Raw genomic sequence first — 20,465 nt, 5'->3', positions numbered from 1 at the left:
TTTGGTGTGGGCTCGATAGCGGCACTGAAGAGGAATTGCACGCACCGATACGCGGCTGCGGTAGCGGGCGACGTATCCCCCCTTGTCAGGACGCCGCCTCATCGCCTTCGGGCGGGAGCGAGGGAAAGCCGGGCACGAAAAGTTCGGGCACCGTCCAGCGATAGACCGGGCGGTTGCTCACCACCCGGCGCTCGTCGGGCAACCAGTCGCCCATGTTGAACGACTGGCTGACGACGCGTGTGCCCGTCGGCAGGTCGAGCAGGCGCGGGCGCAGCCGCAGGTTGAGCATGTCGCCGAGATAGAGCGTCACCACGCTCGCATCCGAGATATCGGCTTCAAACAGGTCTTCCTGCCGGAATTCGACCAGATGGGAAACGCCGGCTTCCTCGGCGTTGCGGCGCGCTTCCCTTAGCAGGCGCGGATCGAGTTCGATCCCCACTGCGCGCACGCCGAAGCGCTTCGCGGCGGTGATCGGTATGCGCCCGTCGCCCGACCCCAGGTCGTAGACCACGTCCCCCGGACCGACCTCCGCCATGTCGAGCATGGCATCGACCACGGGCTGCGGCGTGGCGACATAGTGAATGTCGAGATGCGGGCCGCACGCGGCGAGCAGCAGGGCAAGCCACAGGGCCGCGAGATGACGCTGGATTGGCATGACGGGTCCGGCAAGAAGGGGCAGGGCAGGGGCGACGACCGGATCGTTCGGGTCGCACACTCAACTTCGTGTAGGTCGGGCAGGTTCCCGTTCGTCATCGGTCCGATGCGCGATTAACCGTTCTGGTTCACTCCGGCGGCAGCGGCGGCCTGCGAGGTGCTGTCGAGCCGCAAACCGATGATGATCGCAATCGCTCCACCCAGGCCGTAGCCGATGAAGCTCAGGATATCCGGCCAGATCATCCGGTAGACGACCATCTGCCACGCGGCCAGCGGCATGGCGGCAATCGCGATCGCGCTGATCACGAACAGCGGCAGCATGATCGGCCTGCGCTTGCCCAGCAGCCACAGCACCATGCAGCCGAAATTCGTCGCCACGAAGGGGAAGGCGAAGGCATAGAGCCAGATCGGCTGGGCGGGCTGGTCGAACACGAGCCGCGCGGCGATCCGAAACATTTCTTCGAATTCCTGCCAGTTGTCGCGCCGCCAGCGATGAATGTCGAATGCGGAGATGAGCAGGAAATCGGCAATGGCGAACTGCAACAGCCGTCGAAGCAGCAGGTCGACGCCCGTTCGTTGCTGCGTGTCGGTCACTCTCATTGCCTTTCACGACCCCTCGCCGGGAGGTACGGGTCAGTACCCGTCCGGGATCCGGACGTTGGCCGGAATGGGCGAGAGCGTCGCCAACATCCTGACCTCCGAGTCCGGCGCCGGATTGGCGATCAGGTTGATCAGGAAGGGTTTGTCGTCGGCATCGCGCATGATGAAGCGGCGCATGGAAACGCTGCTCCCCGGTCGTGTGTTCGCAAACGGCAATTGGCGCCAGGCCGGTTCCAACTCGTTGAGCGCGACCGCGACGTCATCGCTCGATACATGATCCTCGGAGGTCAGCAGGATGACCTTGCAGCCCGGCATCGCACCACCGATCGCGAGAACAAAGGCCGCCCCGTCCTGGCGATCGTCGGCGACGCGGTGGCCCATGACCGAGCGGCTGATCAGCGCGGTGTCACGTGGGCCGAACCGGTCGAAGAGTTCACCGTCGATACCGTATTCGAAGCCCTGCTCGGTCAGCTGCCGCTCGTCCTCGGCCGGAGTCGATCCGCCGAAATCGGCGTTGCCGTGCGCGACCGGTAAGCAGCCATCAATGATCGCGTCTGCATAGGCGACGGCCACCGACGCGGAATCCGCATCGGTGGCCGCATGCGCCTGAAGCGGGGATGCGGCGAGCAGGAACGCAGCAAGAGCGAACCCGCCCGGCCTCATCATGCGTCCTCGGCCAGCTTCTTCGCCTTTTCGACCGCCTGATCGATCCCGCCAACCATGTAGAAGGCGGCTTCGGGCAGATGGTCGTATTCCCCTTCGACCACCGCCTTGAAGCTGGCGACCGTGTCTTCGAGCTGGACGAACTGCCCGGGGATGTTGGTGAACACCTCGGCCACGTGGAACGGCTGCGAGAGGAAGCGCTGGATCTTGCGCGCGCGCGCGACCGTCAGCTTGTCCTCTTCGGACAGCTCGTCCATCCCGAGGATGGCGATGATGTCCTGCAGGCTCTTGTACTTCTGCAGCGTTTCCTGGACCTTGCGTGCGGTCTCGTAGTGCTCTTCGCCCACGACGCGCGGTTCGAGCACGCGGCTAGTGGAGTCGAGCGGGTCGACCGCTGGGTAGATGCCCAGCTCCGAAATCGCGCGGTTCAGCGTGGTCGTCGCGTCCAAGTGGGCGAACGAGGTGGCGGGCGCAGGGTCGGTAAGGTCGTCGGCAGGCACGTAGATGGCCTGCACCGACGTAATCGAACCCTTGTTGGTCGAGGTGATGCGTTCCTGCAGGTTGCCCATGTCGGTCGCCAGCGTGGGCTGGTAGCCCACCGCCGAGGGAATACGACCGAGCAGTGCGGACACTTCCGAACCGGCCTGCGTGAAGCGGAAGATGTTGTCGACGAAGAACAGCACGTCCTGGCCTTCTTCATCGCGGAAATATTCCGCCATGGTCAGGCCCGACAGGGCGACGCGGGCACGCGCACCGGGAGGCTCGTTCATCTGGCCGAAGACGAGCGCAACCTTCGAACCTTCGCTGGTCGCGTTGCCGTCGGCATCCTTGGCGATGACGCCCGCGTCGAGGAATTCGTGGTACAGGTCGTTACCTTCGCGGGTCCGCTCGCCCACGCCCGCGAACACGGACACGCCGCCGTGGCCCTTCGCGATGTTGTTGATCAGCTCCTGGATCAGCACGGTCTTGCCCACGCCCGCGCCGCCGAACAGGCCGATCTTGCCGCCCTTCGCGTAAGGCGCGAGCAGGTCGATGACCTTGATGCCGGTGACGAGGATGCTCGATTCGGTCGACTGGTCGACGAACTCGGGAGCCTCGGCGTGGATCGGGGCGGTCTTTTCCGCACCGATCGGGCCGCGCTCGTCGATCGCTTCGCCGATCACATTCATGATCCGACCGAGCGTCTTGGGACCCACGGGCACGGAAATCTGCGATCCGGTGTTGATCACTTCGCTTCCGCGGGTGAGGCCGTCGGTGCCGTCCATCGCGATGGTGCGCACGGTGTTTTCACCGAGGTGCTGCGCGACTTCGAGAACCAGCGTCGAGTCGCCGTTCTTCGTTTCGAGCGCGGTCAGGATCGGCGGCAGTTCGCCTTCGAAGTGCACGTCGACGACGGCACCGATCACCTGTGCGATGGTGCCGTTGCCCGTAAGGTTGGGCTTGGTGGTGGTGGTTGCGGCGGTGGCCATCTCTGCAAACTTCCTATGGCTTGTTACTGCGTGTCGCAGTCTTCGGGAATATCGACGAGGATGTAGCCGTCGCCGTCAGCGGCGATCACGGCTTCACGCTCGGTTTCGGGCGTATCGTCTTCGAGGCTGTAGCGGCAGGTGAACTCGGTGCCTTCCTCGGACGGCTCGCACTGCGCCTCGACCGCCTCTTGCGCGGGCATACAAGTGGCGAGGGCAAGCTGCAACTCGGCGAGCGAGGGGATATTGCCATCGCTTTCCAGCCCCGGCGGGACGTCGAGTTCGGGCTCGGGCACTTCGGCCGGCACCTGCGACGAGGCGTAGTCCGTCTCGCGATTGGGGTCGACGGGCTCGGCACAGGCGGAGAGCACCAGCACAGTGGCGAGGGCGAGCGATACGCGGGCCATCACAGCGCCTCCGCGCCGGCGATGATCTCGATCAGCTCGGTCGTGATCGCGGCCTGGCGGCTGCGGTTGTACTGCTTGTTGAGGTCCTTGATCAGGTCGCCCGCGTTGCGCGTCGCATTGTCCATCGCGGTCATCGACGCGCCCTGTTCTGACGCCGCGAGTTCGAGCAGCGCGCCGAACAGCTGCGTGCGAACGTAGCGCGGCAGCAGGGCTTCGAGGATTTCCTCCTCGCCCGGCTCGTATTCGACCACGGCATCTCCCGAAGTCGCGCCGCCCTTGGCCACATCCGACGCTTCGGGGGGCGGGACGGGGATCAGCTGCTGCACCGTCGGGTCCTGTGCGAGCGCGGACTTGAAGATCGGGTAGACGAGATGCGCGACGTCGAACTTGCCCGCTTCGAACATTTCCAGCAGCTCGTCGGCGATCGCCTCGGCTTCCTCGAAGCCCGGATTGCGCACGGTCGAGGTGTCGAAGTGATCGCTGATCTCGGCGACGCCGCTGCGCCTGATCGGCGCGCGGCCCTTCTTGCCGACGAGGTAGAATTCGACTGTCTTGCCGTTCTCGACCAGCGCGCGCGCCTTGCGGAGCGCTTCCTTGACGATGTTGGAGTTGAGACCGCCGCACAGGCCCTTGTCGGTGTTCACGACGACCAGCAGGTGGCGCTGGTCGCTGCCGGTGCCCGCGAGCAGCCTGGGCGCCGACGCACTGTCGCCGACCTTGTCCGCCAGGCTCGCCATGACCGCGTTCAGCCGCTCGGCATAGGGACGCGCGGCCTCGGCGGCTTCCTGCGCACGGCGCAACTTGGCCGCCGCGACCATCTGCTTGGCCTTGGTGATCTTCTGCGTCGACTTGACCGACTTGATCCGGCCCTTGAGTTCCTTGAGGCTAGCCATTTCGGCTCCTGCGTTTGTCTAGGGCTTACGCGAACTGCTTGGCGAAGGCGTCGAGCGCCTTGACCGTGCGGTCCTTCACGTCGTCTTCGAACTTCTTGCTCTCGCGGATGTCCTTGAGAACGTCGGCATGTTCGTGGCGCATGAAGCTGAGCATCTGCGTTTCGTACTCGGTCACTCGGTCGACGGCGACAGCGTCGAGATAGCCGTTGGTGCCCGCGAAGATCGACACGGTCTGCTCTTCGAACGGCATCGGCGAGAACTGCGGCTGCTTGAGCAGCTCGGTCAGGCGCGCACCGCGGTTGAGCAGCTTCTGCGTCGAAGCGTCGAGGTCCGAACCGAACTGCGCAAACGCGGCCATTTCGCGGTACTGCGCGAGTTCGAGTTTGATCGAGCCCGAGACCTTCTTCATCGCCTTGGTCTGGGCGGCACCACCGACACGCGACACCGAGAGGCCCACGTTAATCGCGGGACGCACGCCCTGGTAGAACAGGTCGGTTTCGAGGAAGATCTGGCCGTCGGTGATCGAGATCACGTTGGTCGGAATGTAGGCCGACACGTCGCCAGCCTGCGTTTCGATGATCGGCAGCGCGGTCAGCGAACCGGCGCCTTCCTCGTCGCTCATCTTCGCCGCACGCTCGAGCAGGCGGCTGTGGAGGTAGAACACGTCGCCCGGATAGGCTTCGCGGCCCGGCGGGCGGCGCAGCAGGAGCGACATCTGGCGATAGGCGACTGCCTGCTTGGAAAGGTCGTCGTACACGATCACGGCGTGCATCGAATTGTCGCGGAAAAACTCGCCCATCGCGCAGCCGGTATAGGGCGCGAGGTACTGCAGCGGGGCCGGTTCGGACGCGGTCGCGGCGACTACGATCGAATATTCCATCGCGCCGTTTTCTTCGAGCTGCTTGACGATCTGCGCGACGGTGGAGCGCTTCTGCCCGACCGCGACGTAGATGCAGTACAGCTTCTGGTTCTCGTCATCGCCCTGGTGCGCGTCGCGCTGGTTGATGAAGGTATCGATCGCCACGGCGCTCTTGCCGGTCTGGCGGTCGCCGATGATCAGTTCGCGCTGGCCACGGCCGACGGGCACGAGAGCGTCGATCGCCTTGAGGCCCGACTGCACCGGTTCGTGCACGCCCTGGCGCGGGATGATGCCCGGCGCCTTCACTTCGACGCGGCGGCGCTCGGTCGTCGCGATCGGGCCCTTGCCGTCGATCGGATTGCCCAGCGCGTCGACCACGCGGCCCAGCAGGGCCTTGCCCACGGGAACGTCGACGATCGTCTCGGTCCGCTTAACGGTGTCGCCTTCCTTGATGCCCGTGTCGCCGCCGAAGATCACCACGCCGACATTGTCGGCTTCGAGGTTGAGCGCCATGCCCTTCACGCCGTTGGCGAATTCGACCATCTCGCCGGCCTGGACCTTGTCCAGCCCGTGGATGCGGGCGATCCCGTCACCGACGGAAAGCACGGTACCGACTTCGCTTTCCTGCGCTGTCGAATCGAAGTTGGCGATCTGGTCCTTGATGACCTTGCTGATTTCTGCGGCGCGAATATCCATTGCCTTAGCCTTTCATCGACAGTCCTTCTTCGGAAGGATCTGTCAGCCTTTCATTGCCTGCGTAAGCGCGTTGAGACGGGTGCGGATCGATCCGTCGATCCGCTTGGAGCCGATGGTGACGATCAGGCCACCGAGCATTTCGGGATCGACGCTGCTGGTCAGCTTGACCGTGCGGCCTTCGCGCGCGGTCAGCTTGGTCTTGAGCGCCGAGAGCTGGTCTTCGGACAGCGGATGCGCGCTGATCACTTCCGCGCTCACCTCGCCGCGCTGGGCGGCGGCGATGTCGCGGAAGGCGCGAATGATGCGCGGGAGTTCGGCCAGACGCCGATTCTCCGCCAGCACGCCGACGAAGCGCAGCGTCAGCGGCGTGAGTTCGAGCAGGCCGGCGACCTTTGCGATCGCATCCATCTTGACCTTGCGGCCAAGCTGCGGATTGGTGGTCAGCCCGGCGAACTCGGGCGACTGGTCGAGCGCGGCGGAGAGCTTGTCGAGGTCGGATTCGACCGCGCTCACCACGCCCTCTTCCGCGGCCAGTTCGAACAGCGCGACTGCATAGCGCCCTGCAAGGCTGGCCTGAATACCGGCGGAAATGTCCACGCCTTGGGTCCTCTTCGGGTCCGGAAAAAATCGAGTGCTTCGCTTGCCGTGGTGGGGCCGCGTCCCGTCGATGAAGAGGGGCTGCCCCGGCAAGGCTGGCGCGCGCCTAGCATCGGGGTTTCAAGAGCGCAAGCCGAGGGGGCCGGGATTCGTCCTTCGCGGGCGTTGCGGCGGGCGCGAAAGCCTGACGCAGCCGGTTGAGGTTCTCCAGCTCGAAAATGATGGCGACGCCGCGGACGGTCGAGATGGGAACGGGCGCCTTTTCCATTGCTCAGTCCGCCGGTTCGCAGGAATAGACCAGCCGCTCGTTCGGCTGCAAGGGGAGGGCGGAAAGCACGGCGTCCTGCTGCCGTCCCAGCTCCGCCGCGCCATCCGGCGCCTCGCAGGACGGCGCGGAATAGCTAGAGCGAGCCTCGCGCGCGGCAGCGATGCCGTTGCGCGAAAGGAGGTAGCGATCGGCGCGGTAGGTGCGCGTCTGCGGGTCGTAGCGGGCGACGCTGACGATATCCTCGTCATTGGGCACCAGCACGCGCGCCCACTGGCCATTGGCAAAGCCATACTGCGTGCGCCCGTTGACGCAGCCGTTGGCGGTCCAGCGCAGGTTGACGCTGCGGGTGGGCTCGCCGGTCACCCGGCTGCGCGAAGGCTCCAGCGTGCACACGAATCGCCCTGCGGTCGCGCTGGCGGCATCATCGGCCACCTGTTCGCTGCCCGTCTCCTCGCCCAGCGCGGCTGCCACGCGGCGGTCGATCGCGTCGAGGCCGGGCCGTGTGAGATAGAGCGCAGCCGCCGCCACCGCGAGGATCGCCGCACCGGCGTAGCAGGCATAGGGCAGCCACTCGGGCAGGCCCTTGCGCGCATCATCGTCCCACTCGGGATCGTCCGCGATTTCGGTTGCGGGCACCGCCTCGCCCGCCGCCAGCTCCTTCTCGCGCCGCTGAGCAAGCGCATAGCCGAGCACGCCGAGCCCGATCGCCGCGAGCAGGCACAGCAGCGCCATGGCGATACGGTTCTCGCGCTCTTCCTGCACGGCGAGCGCGGCTTCGAGCTGGAGCCGCGCGCGCCGCTCGCTCGCCGCTTCGGAGCGGGCTTCCATCTGCTGGCGTGCAGCCTGGGCTGCCGCTTCGCGCCGTTCGCGCTCGGCCTCGTCCAGCTCGGCAAGGCTGCGGCACGGCAGGTCGTTGAGGCGCGGCGATACCGAATGGCCGCGCAGGAACGGCATAAGCTCGCGATTCGACACCGCGAAATAGAACTCCGCATCGGTCCCGTCGCTTTCGGCGCCGAAGGAATTGACCCCCAGGACGCGGCCGCACTCGTCGAGCAGCGGGCCGCCCGAATTGCCGCGCGCGATGGGCGCGGTGTGCAGGATCGTGTCGAACTGGCGGCTCGGCCGCTCGCCCGAGATGAAGCCGCGGCTTTTTACCGGCGGTTGCGAACGCACCATATCCTCGATCGAGAGGCCCTGCGCGCGGTCGACATTCATCGGGTAGCCGACCGACGTGACCTCGGTGCCGCTGCCGCGCGGTCGGCTGGCGGCAAGGGTGAGGGGCGGCAGCCGCAGCGATCCCTGGATCGAAAGCAGCGCGAGGTCGGTCTCCGCATCGACCGCAACGATTCGGGCGAAGGCGGACGCGCCGCCATCGGGCGGGACGATCCCGATCACGCGGTCCTCTCCGAACGGGCCGGGCTGCATCGATTCGCGCACGACATGGGCATTGGTGACGATTCGCTGCGGCGCGACCGCGAAGCCGGTGCCGTGGCTGACCGGGTAAAGCTCTTCCTCGCCGCCTTCGACCACGCGGTCGAAGATCACGATCCGCACGACGCCGCGCGCCGCCGCGTCGATATCGGCAGGCTCGGCATGTCCGGGCACGGCAAGGCCGAGCGCTGCCAGGAGAACGAACAGGAGTATGCTCAATCGCGTCATCGGGCGCTCTTTTGACCGGCTGCGGGTTTGGCCGCAAGCTTCGGGATGCGAAGCATTGCCGGAGCAGTCTAGAAGGAACCCGATGACAAGGGATAAAGCCAGCGACGCAATCGATGCGGGGGCCGCGTGGAATGCGGTCATGCGGCGCGACCGCGCATTCGACGGCCGCTTCGTCACCGGCGTGCTCACCACCGGTATCTATTGCCGTCCGAGCTGCGCCGCGCGCCACCCGGCGCGAGGCAACGTGCGCTTCTTCGCCGATGGCGCGGCAGCGCGTGCGGCGGGCCTCAGGCCCTGCAAGCGCTGCCTGCCCGACGACGTCGCGCGCGACGAGGCCGCCGTGCGCGCGGCAATCGATGCAATCCGGGGCGGCGAGCATCCGACCCTCGCGGAGCTGGGCGCGGTCACCGGCTATTCGTCCGGCCATATCCAGCGCGTGTTCAAGCGCGCCACCGGCCTCTCGCCCGCCGCCTACGCGCGTGCGCTGAAAGAAGAGCGGGCGCGCGATGCGCTGTCCGGCGCGGCGCGCGTCACCGACGCGATTTACGATGCAGGCTATGAGGCGCCGAGCCGCTTCTACGCCGCGATGGAGGGGAAGATGGGAATGAGCCCGAGCGCATGGAGAAATGGCGGACGCGGCGCGACGATCCGCTGGGCGGTGGTCCAGACCACGCTGGGCGAGATGCTGGTCGCCGCGACCGACAAGGGCGTGTGCCGCCTGAGCTTCGCCGAAGGCGAGGCGGAGCTGCGCGCCCGCTTTCCTGCGGCAGACCTCGTCGAAGGCGGCGAAGACTTCGCAGCCCTGCTGGCCGAGGTGATCGCGGCGGTCGAGCGGCCGGGAACGGGTTCGGACATCCCCCTCGACGTGCAGGGCACCGCCTTTCAGGAAGCCTGCTGGCAGGCGCTGCGGGCGATCCCGTCGGGCGAGACGCGCAGCTATGGTGAACTTGCCGCCGCACTCGGCAATCCGAAAGCAAGCCGGGCGGTCGGCGGTGCGAATGGCGCAAACAATGTCGCGGTGCTGATCCCGTGCCACCGCGTGATCGCGGCGGACGGCGGGCTGGGCGGCTATGCCTATGGGACGAAGATCAAGCAGGAACTGCTGAAACGGGAAGGCGAGCAATGACCGGAAAAACCGAATTCGGGGCGCTTCACCGGGCGGGCTCCCCGCTGGTGCTCTACAACACCTGGGAAGCCGGCTCCGCTCGCGCTGTCGCCGCGGCGGGCGCACGTGCGATCGCGACCGGCAGCATGTCGGTGGCAGGTGCCCACGGATACGCGGATGGCGAGGATCTTCCGCTTGCCGATCTGCTGCGCGTCGCGCGCGAAATCGTCGCGGCAGTCGATCTGCCGGTCTCGGTCGATTTCGAAGGCGGCTATGCTGCCGATCCCGGGGGCCTTGCAGCAAACGCGCGGCGGCTGGCGGAGACCGGCGCGGCGGGCTGCAATTTCGAGGATCGGGTCGTTGCGGGCGAGGGTCTCTATGCGGTCGAGCATCAGGCCGCGCGGATCGCGGCGGTCGCGGGCAGCGGCCTGTTCGTGAACGCGCGAACCGACCTGTTCCTGTCGCGCCTGATGGCGGGGGAGAATGCCGACGATCCGGCGCTGCTGGGCGAAGCGATCGCGCGGGCGCAGGCTTACACCCATGCGGGCGCGCAGTGCTTCTTCGCGCCGGGGCTGGGCGATCCCGCGCTCATCACCGAACTGTGCGCGAAGGTACCGCTGCCGGTCAATATCATGCGGCTGCCCGGCATGGTCGACAACCGCGCTTTGGCAGCCTGCGGTGTCGCGCGGATCAGTTACGGACCGGGTCCCTGGCAACAGGCGATGGCGGCGCTGGAAAGCGCTGCAAAAGAGGCGCTGGCGGGGGCTGCTGGCCTCGCCTGAGCTCTGGCGCAGGCGGGCATCATGGCCTAAGGCAAGCGCATGGCCATCGCCATTTCCGCCGGGTCGCGCCGCATGCTCGCGACCATCCTGCCGCCCCTCGCGCTGGGCGGCGCGGTCGCCTTTGCCGCGACCGGATGGGCGGCGGCGAATCCCGTTTTAGCTGCCCTGCTGTTCGGCTGGATCGTTGCGGATGCTCTCGCGCTCGGCACGATCGCCAAGCACGAAGCTATGAGGCCCGGGCCAAGGGCGATGCTCGGCGCTTTCGCGGCGGCGAGCCTGGTGGTGCTGGTGGCGAGCAGGGGCCCCGTCCGCGATGCGATCCTCGCGACCGCCGCCATCCCGCTGGCGCTTGGGCTGACCATTATCGCCTATATCGGCTGGTCGGGCTGGCGAGCCCTTCGCGTCTGGCGTCGCCAGCATTCGCTCGAAAGCGCGCTCGGCGAAATGCTGCCCCGCCCGCTCGTCGCGCTGCTCTTCGCCGAGGCGCGGGTGCTGCATCTCGCGCTGCTGAGCTGGGGGCGGGCGCCAGACGTGCCCGCGGGTACACAGGCCTTCGCCTACCACCGCTATCTCGTCCCGATGATCGCGGCTCTGATGGTGCTGCAGGTGATCGAGCTGGGCGCGGTGCACCTGCTGGTCATGCTGTGGAGCCCGACGCTGGCCTGGACGCTGTTCGCGCTCAGCGCCTGGGGTCTGCTGTGGACGATCGCGCTGCTCAAGAGCCTGCGGCTGCGGCCGATCCTGCTGACCGACGAGGGCGTGCGCGTGCGTGCGGGCTTCGTCATCGGCGTGCTGGTTCCCTACGAGGCGATCGCCGAGGCGCGCGACAGCTTCTCTGCCGAAGAGGTCAAGGCGCGCGACACGCTCAACGCAGCGCTTCTCTCGTGGCCCAACGTGCTGCTCGAGCTGCGCGCACCGATCCGTGTTCCCGGCCCGTTCGGGCGCGAGCGCGAGGTGGCGCGCATCGCTTTCCGGGTCGATGAGGCGCCCGCTTTCTACGAGGGTTTGAAGATCGCGCGCGCGGCGAGCGAGAATGCCGCGTCGAGGTCCTTGGCGGAGGGGATGTCGTTGCCGAACAGCAGCGGCGAATAGAGCGGCGAATAAAGCAGCGCGAGCGCGGCGCGCGGCTCGACGCCCTCCTGCAACTGGCCCGCCTCGGCCGCCCGCGCCATGCGCATCCGCGCCCAGTCGCGCCGCGGATCGAGCCAGCGCTTGCGCACCGCCGCCGCGACCGAGGGGCTGTCGCGCCCGCCCGCGAGCATGGCGGCGAAGGCGCGGCCCGCAGGCCCCCTCAATTGCGCCGCCATGCCCGCGATCTGCGCGCGGAAATCGGTTTCGGCCCTGCCGGTCTCATGGAGGTCGAGCGTTTCGTCGATCGCGCTGAAGAAGGCGTCCACCGCCAGGTCGCTGCGGCCCTTCCACCAGCGGTAGATCGTGCTCTTGCCCGTACCCGCCTCGCGCGCGACGCCTTCGATCGTGAGGTTCTCGTAACCGTCGCGCACCAGCAGCTTCAGCGCGGCAAGCAGGATCGCCTCGCGCGACTGCTCGCTGCGCGGGCGGCCCCTTGCGCGGGGCCTTCCGGCTCCGGGCCTTTCTTTCGCCGGCTCTTTCGTCTCTGCCATATGAAACGGTACCGTGGCGGAAACGCCGCGGCAACCGGGTCCGAGACCGTATTGTCAGCGCGGCCCGGTCACGCAAAAACACGTCAACCGGGGCGACCAAGCCGCCCCGGTTGCGGGGTCTTCGGGGCCTCGCCAGTCGGCGACGCCCGGTCTGCGTCTCGCCTATTCGGCGCCGACGAAGATCGCCTTGGCGTTTGCGAATTCCTTGATCCCGAAGCCGCCGTGCTCGCGCCCGTAGCCCGAGTTCTTCACGCCGCCGAAGGGCATCGAGGGGTCGGCAACGCCGAAGGTGTTGATGAACACCATGCCGGTGTCGAAGTGCTTGGACGCAAGCTCGATCGCGCGGTCGACATTCTTCGACATGATCCCGCCGCCGAGGCCGTAGCGGCTGTCGTTGGCGATCCGCATCGCGTCCTCGTCGTCCTTCGCCTTGATGACGCTGGCGACGGGGCCGAAGAGCTCGTCGTCATAGGCTGGCTGGCCGGGCTGGACATTGGTGAGGACGGTCGCCGGATAGAACGCGCCCGGCCCATCGGGGATGGCGCCGCCGCATTCTATCTTCGCACCCTTTTCGACCGACTGGTCGACCTGATCCTGCAAGGTCTTCCGCAGGTCCTCGCGTGCCATCGGGCCCATATCGGTCCCATCGGCGGTCGGATCGCCGGTCTTCACGGCCGAGAACTTGGCGACGTATTTCTTGACGAATTCGTCGTAGACCTTCTCGGTCACGATGAAGCGCTTGCCGTTGATGCAGGTCTGGCCGTTATTATAGAGCCGCGCGCTGGCGCAGATCCCCACCGCCTTGTCCAGATCGGCGTCTTCCAGAACCATGTAGGCATCGTTCGATCCCAGCTCGAGGACGGTCGGCTTCAGCGCCTTGCCCGCTTCTTCCGCAATGTGCTTGCCCGCACCGTCCGAGCCGGTGAGGGTGACGCCGCGAACCTTGTCGTAGGCGATGACCTCGTCCGACAGGTCGTGGTCGATGACGAGTACGGTGAACAGACCATCGGGCAGGCCGCCCTTCTTGAAAATCTCCTCGATCTTCAGGCCGCTGCCGGTGCAGTTGGCGGCGTGCTTCAGCAGCACGCCGTTGCCCGTCATCAGGTTGGCGACGGCGTAGCGGATCACCTGATAGGCGGGGAAGTTCCACGGCTGGATGCCGTAGATCACGCCGATGGGCGAATAGGTGACGATGCCGCGCCCGGCATTGTTCGGATCGCGTTTCTCGTCGGCCAGCTCCTTGGGGCCGTTGGCGGCGGTGTAGTCGCAGATCGCGGCGCACAGCTCCACTTCGTCGCGGCTGTCGCCGATCAGCTTGCCGACCTCGCGGGTCATCAGCTGGGCCAGCTCTTCCTTGTTGTCGCGCAGCGCCTTGCCGAGGCCCTTGATGACCTGTGCACGGTCGTCGAGGCTGCGCAGCTTCCACTCGCTGAACGCGTCGTGGCAGGCATCGACCTTGGCGAAGGCCTCGTCCTTGCCGATTTGCGTGTAGGTCTCGATAGTCTCGCCGGTGGCGGGATTGACGGTGGTGATGTCGGACATTGGGGGATCTTTCGTTATCGGGGGGTTCTCTTAACCAAATCGCTCGGCAGGCCGTCGTTCCAAGAGGTTGATACTGGGCGGCTCCCGGACGGCATTGCAAATGAGAGTCGCTCGCATTAAGTGGCCCGCATGAGCAATAGGCCCGACCCCCGCGCATTGACCGTCCTCCACCGCGAAAGGATTACGCCCTCGCTTCAGCGCGTCACGCTGGGCGGGCCCGGACTCGCAGGCTTTCCCGAAGGCCAGCAAGGCGGCTATCTCAAGCTGTTCCTCGGCGAGGACGCCAGAGGCAAGCCGATCGTGCGCACCTACACGATCCGCGACCAGCGCGAGGGCGAGCTCGATATCGATTTCGCGCTGCACGGCGACGATGCGGCGGGCCCGGCGACCAGATGGTCGCTCGCCGCCGGGCCGGGCGACACCATCAAGATCGGCGGACCGGGCGCCGCCAAGCCGCTGCCTTCCGACCACGACTTCTACCTGATCGCGGGCGACATGACCGCGCTGCCTGCGATTTCGGTGAACCTTGCCGCGCTTTCGCCCGATGCGCGCGGGGTTGCGGCGATCGAGATCCAGAGCGAGGCCGACCAGGTCGAGCTCGACAAGCCCGACGGCGTCGAGATCCGCTGGCTGGTCAACCGCGAACCGGGCGCTCGGCCCGATCTGCTCGCCGACGAACTGCGCAAGGTGGCGTTGCCGCACGGTCGGGTGGCCGGCTGGGCAGCCAGCGAATTCTCCGCCATGCGGAACCTGCGAACATTCCTGCGCGACGAACTCGGCCTGCGCGGTACCTCGCTTTACATCTCGAGCTACTGGAAGGCGGGCTTGGGCGAAGACGAGCACAAAGTCGTGAAGCGCGAGGATGCGGAGGGACAGCCCGCCTAGTCGGCGCGGGCCCAGCCCGAATCCGCGGGCTTCAGCGTGTCGAGAAACGCTTCGGCGGTGTCGAGATAATCGCGCTGGCGATCTTCCCCCATCCGGTCCCAGTTGGAATAGATCCGGCCGATGCGGTGATTGCTTTCCAGCTTGTCGCGATGCCGGTCCATGAAATGCCAGTAGAGCGAATTGAACGGACACGCGCCGTCGCCGGTCTTCTTTGAGACCGAGTAGGCGCAGTCGGAGCAGTAATTGCTCATCTTGTTGATGTAGTTGCCCGAGGCCGCATAGGGCTTTGATGCCAGCTTGCCCCCGTCGGCGTAGAGGATCATCGCCGCCACATTGGGCAGCTCGACCCATTCGTAGGCATCGGCATAGACCACCAGATACCAGTCCTGCACCTCGCGCGGGGAAATTCCCGCGATCAGACAGAAGTTCCCCAGCACCATCAGCCGCTGGATATGATGCGCATGCGCATTGTCGCGGGTCGAGCGGATGCAGTCGGCGAGGCAGCGCATGTCGGTCTCGCCGGTCCAGAAGAATTCGGGCAGTCCGCGCTGGGCATTCAGCGCATTTGCGCGTCGGAGGTGCGGCATGTGCAGCCAGTAGAAGCCGCGGATATATTCGCGCCAGCCGATGAGCTGGCGGATGAACCCCTCGACGCTGTTGAGTGGCGCCTTGCCCTCCTTGTACGCCTGTTCTGCGCGTCGGCACAGGTCAAGCGGATCGAGCAGGCCGAGGTTGATGCTCGTCGATAGCATCGAGTGGAACAGGTCGTCCTGCCCGTGGACCATCGCGTCCTGAAAAGGGCCGAAACACTCGATTCGCTCGGCGAAAAAGGCGTCGGCGGCTTGCTCGGCTTCATCGCGGGTGACCGGCCAGCCGAAATTTTCGGGCGATCCGAAATGATCGCCGAACCGCTCTTCGACCAGCGCGATACAGGCGCGGGTGATGTCGTCGGGCTCGAAAAGCGGCCGTTGCGGCGCTTCGAGCCCTTCCTTGGGCGGCTTGCGGTTCTCGCTGTCGTAGTTCCACTCGCCGCCTTCAGGCTTGTCGCCGTCCATCAGCAGCCCGGTCTTGCGGCGCATCTCGCGGTAAAAGAACTCCATCCGCAGCGTGTCGCGATCCTCCGCCCAGTCGCGAAATTCGGACAGCGAGCTCACGAAGCGGTCGTCGGAAAGGATATCGACCTCGCAATCGAACTTGTCCGGCCATTCCTCGATCTGCTGCTGCACGCGCCATTCGCCCGCTTCGACGATATGGACGGCGCGCGGACCGTGCCGCTCGATCGCGCGTGCGACCTCGCCGGTGAAGCCGCCGGCATTGTCTTCGTCGGTCAGCTTCACATAGTCGACCGTCCAGCCGGCATCGCGCAGCTCTGCGGCGAAATGGCGCATGGCGGAGAAGACGAGGACGATCTTCTGTTTGTGATGGCGCACGTAAGTCGCCTCGTCCCACACCTCCATCATCAGCACGACGGTATCCTCCTTCGTGCGGCCGCGCAGCGAAGCGAGATCGCGGGTCAGCTGGTCGCCGAGGATGGGCACGAGAACGGGGCCGTCGGGGGTATCTGCCATTCCCGCTCAACGCGTCGGCCCTGCATTGGTTCGGCTGGGCTTTTGGGCAGGGGTCTCAGACGAAACTATAGGGGTCGATGTCGATCCCCACCCGCACCCCGCGCGGCAGCTCGAGCGGACCGAGCCAGTCGCGGATCGCGTCCTGCAGTGCGGCGGTGCGCTTGGCATTGATCAGCAGGCGATAGCGATAGCGGCCGCGGAGCTGGGCGAGCGGCGCGGGCGCGGGGCCGAGGATCATGATGTCGTCCAGCCGCGGGCGCGCATCGCCGATCCGCACGGCGGCCAGGCGCGCCTCCTTCTCGTCTTCGCTCGAAACGATGATCGCCGCCCAGCGTCCGAAGGGCGGGGCATTGGCGTGGCGTCGCGATTCGAGCTCGGCGGCGTAGAACGCATCGCGGTCGCCCGCAGCCAGCGCGGCGATCACCGGCGCTTCCGGGTGGCGCGTCTGGATCAGCACTTCGCCCGGCTTGGAGGCACGGCCCGCGCGGCCCGCGACCTGCGCGATCTGCTGGTATACGCGCTCGGCGGCGCGCAGGTCGCCGCCTTCCAGCCCAAGGTCCGCATCGACCACGCCGACCAGCGTCAGGTCGGGGAAGTGGAAGCCCTTGGTCACCAACTGCGTGCCCACGATCACATCGATCGCGCCGCTTTCGGCCATGGCGACGAACTCGGCGGCCCGGGCGGGCGTGTTGAGCGTGTCGGACGTCGCCACCGCGATCCGCGCCTCGGGCGCGATCTCGCGCACTTCGTCCGCGACACGCTCTACGCCGGGGCCGCAGGGGACGAGGCTGTCCTTCTCGCCGCATTCGGGGCAGGCGTCGGGCGTCGGCTCCTCATGCCCGCAATGGTGGCAGGCGAGCCTGCGCGAGAAGCGATGTTCGACCAGCCAAGCGCTGCACTGCTTGCACTGGAAGCGGTATCCGCAGGTGCGGCACAGCGTCAGCGGGGCATAGCCGCGCCGGTTGAGGAACAGCAGCGTCTGCTCGCCGCGCTCCATCCGCGCGAACAGCTCGCGCGCCAGCATAGGCGCAAGCCAGCGGCCGCGCTCGGGCGGTTCCTCGGTCAGGTCGAGCAGGCGGATCGTGGGCAGTGTGGCCCCGCCGAAGCGGCTGGGAAGGTCGAGCTTCCGGTAGGTGCCCGTCTCCGCCATATGCAGGCTTTCGAGCGCGGGGGTCGCGCTGGCTAGCACGACCGGGATTCGCTCGAAATGCCCCCGCATCACCGCGACGTCGCGCGCGTTGTAGCGCACCCCGTCGTCCTGCTTGAAGCTGATCTCGTGCGCCTCGTCGACCACGATCAGGCCGAGTTTGGCGTAGGGCAGGAACAGCGCTGAGCGCGCGCCCACCACCACCTGCGCGCCGTTATCCTCCGGCGCGCGCGTGATCGCGCGCCAGGCGCGGCGGCGCTCGGACGATTTCAGCGAGGAATGCCACAGCACCGGCACCACCCCGAAGCGATCCTCGAACCGGCGCAGGAAGTTCTCGGTCAGCGCGATTTCGGGCAGCAGCACCAGCACCTGCTTTCCGTCGCGGATCGCGGCGGCGACGGGTTCGAAATAGGTCTCGGTCTTGCCCGATCCGGTCACCCCGTCGAGCAGGATTGGCGCGAATTCGCCAGCCTCCACGGCGGCCACAAGTTCATCCGCGACCTCGGCCTGCTCTTTCGAGAGCACGGGCTCGGCATGGTCGGGCAAGGCGCGCGGGTAGGGGCGGTCGGCGTCAACCTCTTCGGGCTCGAGCACGCCCTGGTTCACGAGGCCGCGCAGCACGCCCTCGGAAACGCCGGCCATGGCTGCCAGCTCACGGATCGTGCCCTGCGCATCTTCCAGCTTTTCGAGCGCAGCCTTGCGCTGGGGCGTCATCCGGTCGGGCTGCGCGCCGGTCAGGCGATATTCGGTCACGGTCACGCCTCCTTTGAGCGCGCCGCCGCTCGCCAGCACCATCCGCGCGACCGAGCTCATGTGCGCGCAGTAGTAGTCGGCGGTCCATTCGATCAGGCGACGCAGTTCGGCGCGCACCGGGGCGACGGGGAGGACGGAGAGGATCGGTCGCAGCTTCGCGTCGGGCACCGACTCGCCCGGCAGGCGTTCCTCTTCCCACACGATCCCCGTGACCTGGCGCGGACCGAGCGGGGCAAGCACGACGTGCCCGTGCTCGACCGCCATGCCCTCGGGCACGCGGTAATCGAGCACGCCGAGCGCGGCGTTGAGGACGAGGAGGCGGATACGGCGCATTGGTCGACCGCCAATATGGGCGCTGGGGCTCCCGCGCGACAAGGATGGAAGGTGAGACGATGACCGGAATTCTCGAAAATGGCCTGAACCGACGCCGCCTGCTGGGCATGATGGGTGCCGGGGCGGGCGTGATGATGCTGGGTGGCTGCGCGACCTACGAGGACCGCGTGACGAACGTTATCGAGCGGCTGCTGCTGCTCTCCAGCGAGCGCGCCTTCGCACGCCTGACAGCGCCCGGCGGCTTCTGGGACCGGCAGGTCGCGCAGATCGGGCTCGACGGATTTCTCGGCGCGCGGGGCAATGTGCTCGCCAATATTCTCACCTCCGGCCTCATCAAGGCGCGGGTGGAGCGCGAGTTCGCGGGCTTCGCGGTCGACGCGAGCGAACGCGCCGCACCTGTCATCTTCGATACGATCCAGCTGATCGGGGTGCGCAACACGATCGATCTTATCACCGGCGGGCCGACTGCGGCGACGAGTTATCTGCGCAGCCAGGCGGCGACCCGCGTGATCGACGCGATGGTGCCCGAACTGGGCGAGGCGATGCGGCTGGCGCAGGATCCGCTGATCGGCCAGCTGCTCTCCAGCCTTGCGGGAGTCGACGTCGGCGGCGTCGCCAGCCGGGTGGCGGGCGAGGTCAACGACACGATCTGGACCGAGATTGGGCGCGAGGAAGCCGCGATCCGCGCCGATCCGCGGTCGACCAACGATCCGGTCTTGATCGGCGCGCTCGGCGTGGGCTCGCGGCTCTAGCCCAAGGCGGCAGCACCACCACCTTGCCATCCCGACCCTGATCCAATTAACATTGGTCAGGTTTTCAGGGGAGGTGTGGACGTGCGAATTCTCATGTCGGCGGCGGTTGCCGCGCTCTTGCTCGGTTCGACAGGCGCTTCGGCGCGCGAGTTCGGCGATATTACCGGGCCCTATATGGAAAAGCACGGGGACTGGAAGAAAACCCGCTCCGCACTGCGAAAGCAGCTGAAGAACCGCCAGCCGATGAGCGGCGACGACTGGTTCGTGCTGGCCGCGATGTGCGACATCGTGCCGCCCAGCGGCCCGTCGAAGATCATGAACCTCGCCAACGGATCGCCCTGTCGTGAAGAAGTGATCGAGTATTTCGTCAATGCCGGGATGAACGGCACGCCCAACGGGTTCGAGCGCGCGGCCTTCTATATCCTGCGCCGCGGCGGCTCCGTGCAGCAGGCGTGGCCCTACTTCGCGCTCGCCGAACGGCTCGGCGGGCAGGACCCCGATCTGCGGCGCGAACTCGACGAGTTGCTGCCGCAGATGCGCGGTGGCCTGACCGAGGCGCAGCGGATCGAGGTGAACACGACCGCGATGAAACTGGTCGCCGATGGGGTCTATAGCGGCTCCGCCCAGGTCGCAGGCGAGCAGCAGGGCTACCGCTCGCCCCCGCCGATCGCGCGTGGCGGGGCCACGAACCTTCGCTGGCTCAACTTCGACGATCCCGCCCGATGTGAATGGAGCGCCGAGGCGGTTCGCCTGATGGAAGGCAGCTATCGTTTCGACGACAATCGCATGACCAATCTCACGGTGCCCGCGACGACCCGGCTCCCGGGGGGCGGCGGGAACGTGACCGGGCGGGTCAGCTGGCCTTCCGGACGCAATTCGAACCGTGTCCAGATCGATGTCGATTTCACGGGGAGCTGGAACGGGCTGAGCGTTCTAGGCCTGACCGACGCCTTCCTCGAAGAATCGGAGGGGCTCTTCGGCAAGGGCATCCGCTTCGCCGAGCCCGTGGCCGAAGTCGCTCGGGCGCTGCGCAGCGCGGGCTTCGTAGTCAATCTCGACGGTAGCGACCGCGAGCAGGTGGACGACGTCGAGACGACCCGTTTCGAAGGCAAGGTCTATCGCAACATCAATGGCGTGGTGACTTCGATCACCCGCCAAGACGGCGAGACGATCTTCCTGTGCAACCACGTGTATCAGATCATGGGGTAAGCGGC

Annotated in this window: 20 protein-coding genes; 6 read left to right on the top strand and 14 right to left on the bottom strand. The window is 66.8% G+C overall.

The window, feature by feature from the left end; all coding sequences use genetic code 11:
- Positions 1-85 precede the first annotated feature (85 nt).
- The 10 genes from DL238_RS15675 to DL238_RS15635 all read right to left on the bottom strand — a co-directional run bounded on the left by DL238_RS15675 (position 86) and on the right by DL238_RS15635 (position 8,762).
- On the bottom strand, positions 86-655 hold the full coding sequence (locus tag DL238_RS15675) for an SAM-dependent methyltransferase (protein WP_115493416.1): 570 nt from the start codon (positions 653-655) through the stop codon (positions 86-88).
- Positions 656-768: 113 nt separating this feature from the next.
- The gene (locus DL238_RS15670; RefSeq protein ID WP_234031149.1) at positions 769-1,248 is read right to left on the bottom strand and encodes a hypothetical protein; all 480 of its coding nucleotides are present in this window, start codon (positions 1,246-1,248) and stop codon (positions 769-771) included.
- Between the two features lie 39 nt (positions 1,249-1,287).
- A complete protein-coding gene (locus DL238_RS15665; RefSeq protein ID WP_147291038.1) occupies positions 1,288-1,920 on the bottom strand; it encodes a hypothetical protein in 633 nt (210 codons plus the stop codon).
- Positions 1,917-3,386: a F0F1 ATP synthase subunit beta gene (atpD, locus tag DL238_RS15660; RefSeq protein WP_115493354.1), complete on the bottom strand. Its 1,470-nt coding sequence runs from the start codon at positions 3,384-3,386 to the stop codon at positions 1,917-1,919. The genes DL238_RS15665 and atpD overlap by 4 nt, the downstream gene beginning before the upstream one ends.
- Before the next feature lie 23 nt (positions 3,387-3,409).
- Positions 3,410-3,790, bottom strand: a complete 381-nt coding sequence (locus DL238_RS15655) for a hypothetical protein (protein WP_115493353.1) — start codon at positions 3,788-3,790, stop codon at positions 3,410-3,412.
- The gene (locus DL238_RS15650; RefSeq protein WP_115493352.1) at positions 3,790-4,683 is read right to left on the bottom strand and encodes a F0F1 ATP synthase subunit gamma; all 894 of its coding nucleotides are present in this window, start codon (positions 4,681-4,683) and stop codon (positions 3,790-3,792) included. Before DL238_RS15650 ends, DL238_RS15655 begins: the two co-directional genes overlap by 1 nt.
- Positions 4,684-4,708: 25 nt before the next feature.
- Positions 4,709-6,238 (bottom strand): F0F1 ATP synthase subunit alpha, encoded by a 1,530-nt coding sequence (gene atpA / locus DL238_RS15645; RefSeq protein ID WP_115493351.1) that lies wholly within the window; start codon positions 6,236-6,238, stop codon positions 4,709-4,711.
- Positions 6,239-6,280: 42 nt separating this feature from the next.
- Positions 6,281-6,835 (bottom strand): F0F1 ATP synthase subunit delta, encoded by a 555-nt coding sequence (locus DL238_RS15640; RefSeq protein WP_115493350.1) that lies wholly within the window; start codon positions 6,833-6,835, stop codon positions 6,281-6,283.
- 106 nt (positions 6,836-6,941) lie between these two features.
- On the bottom strand, positions 6,942-7,103 hold the full coding sequence (locus DL238_RS16465; RefSeq protein WP_234031148.1) for a hypothetical protein: 162 nt from the start codon (positions 7,101-7,103) through the stop codon (positions 6,942-6,944).
- 3 nt (positions 7,104-7,106) lie between these two features.
- The gene (locus DL238_RS15635; protein ID WP_115493349.1) at positions 7,107-8,762 is read right to left on the bottom strand and encodes a S1 family peptidase; all 1,656 of its coding nucleotides are present in this window, start codon (positions 8,760-8,762) and stop codon (positions 7,107-7,109) included.
- An 82-nt stretch (positions 8,763-8,844) separates the two neighbouring features.
- Here DL238_RS15635 and DL238_RS15630 point away from each other — a divergent pair, with 82 nt between their 5' ends.
- Genes DL238_RS15630 through DL238_RS15620 form a run of 3 tightly spaced genes read left to right on the top strand, consistent with a single transcriptional unit; the run spans position 8,845 to position 11,741 of the window.
- Positions 8,845-9,888, top strand: a complete 1,044-nt coding sequence (locus DL238_RS15630) for a bifunctional transcriptional activator/DNA repair enzyme AdaA (RefSeq protein ID WP_115493348.1) — start codon at positions 8,845-8,847, stop codon at positions 9,886-9,888.
- On the top strand, positions 9,885-10,649 hold the full coding sequence (locus tag DL238_RS15625; protein ID WP_115493347.1) for an isocitrate lyase/PEP mutase family protein: 765 nt from the start codon (positions 9,885-9,887) through the stop codon (positions 10,647-10,649). The genes DL238_RS15630 and DL238_RS15625 overlap by 4 nt, the downstream gene beginning before the upstream one ends.
- A 39-nt stretch (positions 10,650-10,688) precedes the next feature.
- On the top strand, positions 10,689-11,741 hold the full coding sequence (locus DL238_RS15620) for a hypothetical protein (RefSeq protein ID WP_181883980.1): 1,053 nt from the start codon (positions 10,689-10,691) through the stop codon (positions 11,739-11,741).
- Here DL238_RS15620 and DL238_RS15615 read toward each other — a convergent pair.
- The gene (locus DL238_RS15615) at positions 11,645-12,271 is read right to left on the bottom strand and encodes a TetR/AcrR family transcriptional regulator (RefSeq protein WP_115493346.1); all 627 of its coding nucleotides are present in this window, start codon (positions 12,269-12,271) and stop codon (positions 11,645-11,647) included. The two genes, DL238_RS15620 and DL238_RS15615, sit on opposite strands and share 97 nt — an antisense overlap.
- A gap of 162 nt (positions 12,272-12,433) precedes the next feature.
- Complete coding sequence (locus DL238_RS15610; RefSeq protein ID WP_115493345.1) at positions 12,434-13,813, bottom strand: NAD-dependent succinate-semialdehyde dehydrogenase; 1,380 nt, start codon at positions 13,811-13,813, stop codon at positions 12,434-12,436.
- A gap of 129 nt (positions 13,814-13,942) precedes the next feature.
- On the opposite strand from DL238_RS15610, the gene DL238_RS15605 reads away from it, so the two are divergent.
- Positions 13,943-14,698: a siderophore-interacting protein gene (locus DL238_RS15605; protein ID WP_115493344.1), complete on the top strand. Its 756-nt coding sequence runs from the start codon at positions 13,943-13,945 to the stop codon at positions 14,696-14,698.
- Here the strand turns inward: DL238_RS15605 and DL238_RS15600 are convergent.
- Positions 14,695-16,266, bottom strand: a complete 1,572-nt coding sequence (locus DL238_RS15600; RefSeq protein WP_115493343.1) for a cryptochrome/photolyase family protein — start codon at positions 16,264-16,266, stop codon at positions 14,695-14,697. The two genes, DL238_RS15605 and DL238_RS15600, sit on opposite strands and share 4 nt — an antisense overlap.
- Before the next feature lie 55 nt (positions 16,267-16,321).
- Entirely contained in the window at positions 16,322-18,499 is a 2,178-nt protein-coding gene (locus tag DL238_RS15595) for a primosomal protein N' (RefSeq protein WP_115493342.1), read from the bottom strand.
- A 59-nt stretch (positions 18,500-18,558) separates the two neighbouring features.
- Here DL238_RS15595 and DL238_RS15590 point away from each other — a divergent pair, with 59 nt between their 5' ends.
- Positions 18,559-19,251 (top strand): DUF4197 domain-containing protein, encoded by a 693-nt coding sequence (locus DL238_RS15590; RefSeq protein WP_234031147.1) that lies wholly within the window; start codon positions 18,559-18,561, stop codon positions 19,249-19,251.
- 81 nt (positions 19,252-19,332) lie between these two features.
- On the top strand, positions 19,333-20,460 hold the full coding sequence (locus DL238_RS15585; protein WP_147291037.1) for a hypothetical protein: 1,128 nt from the start codon (positions 19,333-19,335) through the stop codon (positions 20,458-20,460).
- Positions 20,461-20,465 lie beyond the last annotated feature (5 nt).

Origin of the sequence: Alteriqipengyuania lutimaris, assembly GCF_003363135.1 — a bacterium.
GTDB lineage: Bacteria > Pseudomonadota > Alphaproteobacteria > Sphingomonadales > Sphingomonadaceae > Alteriqipengyuania > Alteriqipengyuania lutimaris.
This window is presented reverse-complemented; position numbering and strand designations above follow the sequence as displayed.

Excerpts from the sequence above, each read along its gene's own strand:
- DL238_RS15675 (WP_115493416.1), bottom strand. The coding sequence starts at position 655 with ATGCCAATCCAGCGTCATCTCGCGGCCCTGTGGCTTGCCCTGCTGCTC.
- DL238_RS15665 (WP_147291038.1), bottom strand. The coding sequence starts at position 1,920 with ATGATGAGGCCGGGCGGGTTCGCTCTTGCTGCGTTCCTGCTCGCCGCA.
- atpD (WP_115493354.1), bottom strand. The coding sequence starts at position 3,386 with ATGGCCACCGCCGCAACCACCACCACCAAGCCCAACCTTACGGGCAAC.
- DL238_RS15655 (WP_115493353.1), bottom strand. The coding sequence starts at position 3,790 with ATGGCCCGCGTATCGCTCGCCCTCGCCACTGTGCTGGTGCTCTCCGCC.
- DL238_RS15650 (WP_115493352.1), bottom strand. The coding sequence starts at position 4,683 with ATGGCTAGCCTCAAGGAACTCAAGGGCCGGATCAAGTCGGTCAAGTCG.
- atpA (WP_115493351.1), bottom strand. The coding sequence starts at position 6,238 with ATGGATATTCGCGCCGCAGAAATCAGCAAGGTCATCAAGGACCAGATC.
- DL238_RS16465 (WP_234031148.1), bottom strand. The coding sequence starts at position 7,103 with ATGGAAAAGGCGCCCGTTCCCATCTCGACCGTCCGCGGCGTCGCCATC.
- DL238_RS15635 (WP_115493349.1), bottom strand. The coding sequence starts at position 8,762 with ATGACGCGATTGAGCATACTCCTGTTCGTTCTCCTGGCAGCGCTCGGC.
- DL238_RS15630 (WP_115493348.1), top strand. The coding sequence starts at position 8,845 with ATGACAAGGGATAAAGCCAGCGACGCAATCGATGCGGGGGCCGCGTGG.
- DL238_RS15625 (WP_115493347.1), top strand. The coding sequence starts at position 9,885 with ATGACCGGAAAAACCGAATTCGGGGCGCTTCACCGGGCGGGCTCCCCG.
- DL238_RS15620 (WP_181883980.1), top strand. The coding sequence starts at position 10,689 with ATGGCCATCGCCATTTCCGCCGGGTCGCGCCGCATGCTCGCGACCATC.
- DL238_RS15615 (WP_115493346.1), bottom strand. The coding sequence starts at position 12,271 with ATGGCAGAGACGAAAGAGCCGGCGAAAGAAAGGCCCGGAGCCGGAAGG.
- DL238_RS15610 (WP_115493345.1), bottom strand. The coding sequence starts at position 13,813 with ATGTCCGACATCACCACCGTCAATCCCGCCACCGGCGAGACTATCGAG.
- DL238_RS15605 (WP_115493344.1), top strand. The coding sequence starts at position 13,943 with ATGAGCAATAGGCCCGACCCCCGCGCATTGACCGTCCTCCACCGCGAA.
- DL238_RS15600 (WP_115493343.1), bottom strand. The coding sequence starts at position 16,266 with ATGGCAGATACCCCCGACGGCCCCGTTCTCGTGCCCATCCTCGGCGAC.
- DL238_RS15595 (WP_115493342.1), bottom strand. The coding sequence starts at position 18,499 with ATGCGCCGTATCCGCCTCCTCGTCCTCAACGCCGCGCTCGGCGTGCTC.
- DL238_RS15590 (WP_234031147.1), top strand. The coding sequence starts at position 18,559 with ATGACCGGAATTCTCGAAAATGGCCTGAACCGACGCCGCCTGCTGGGC.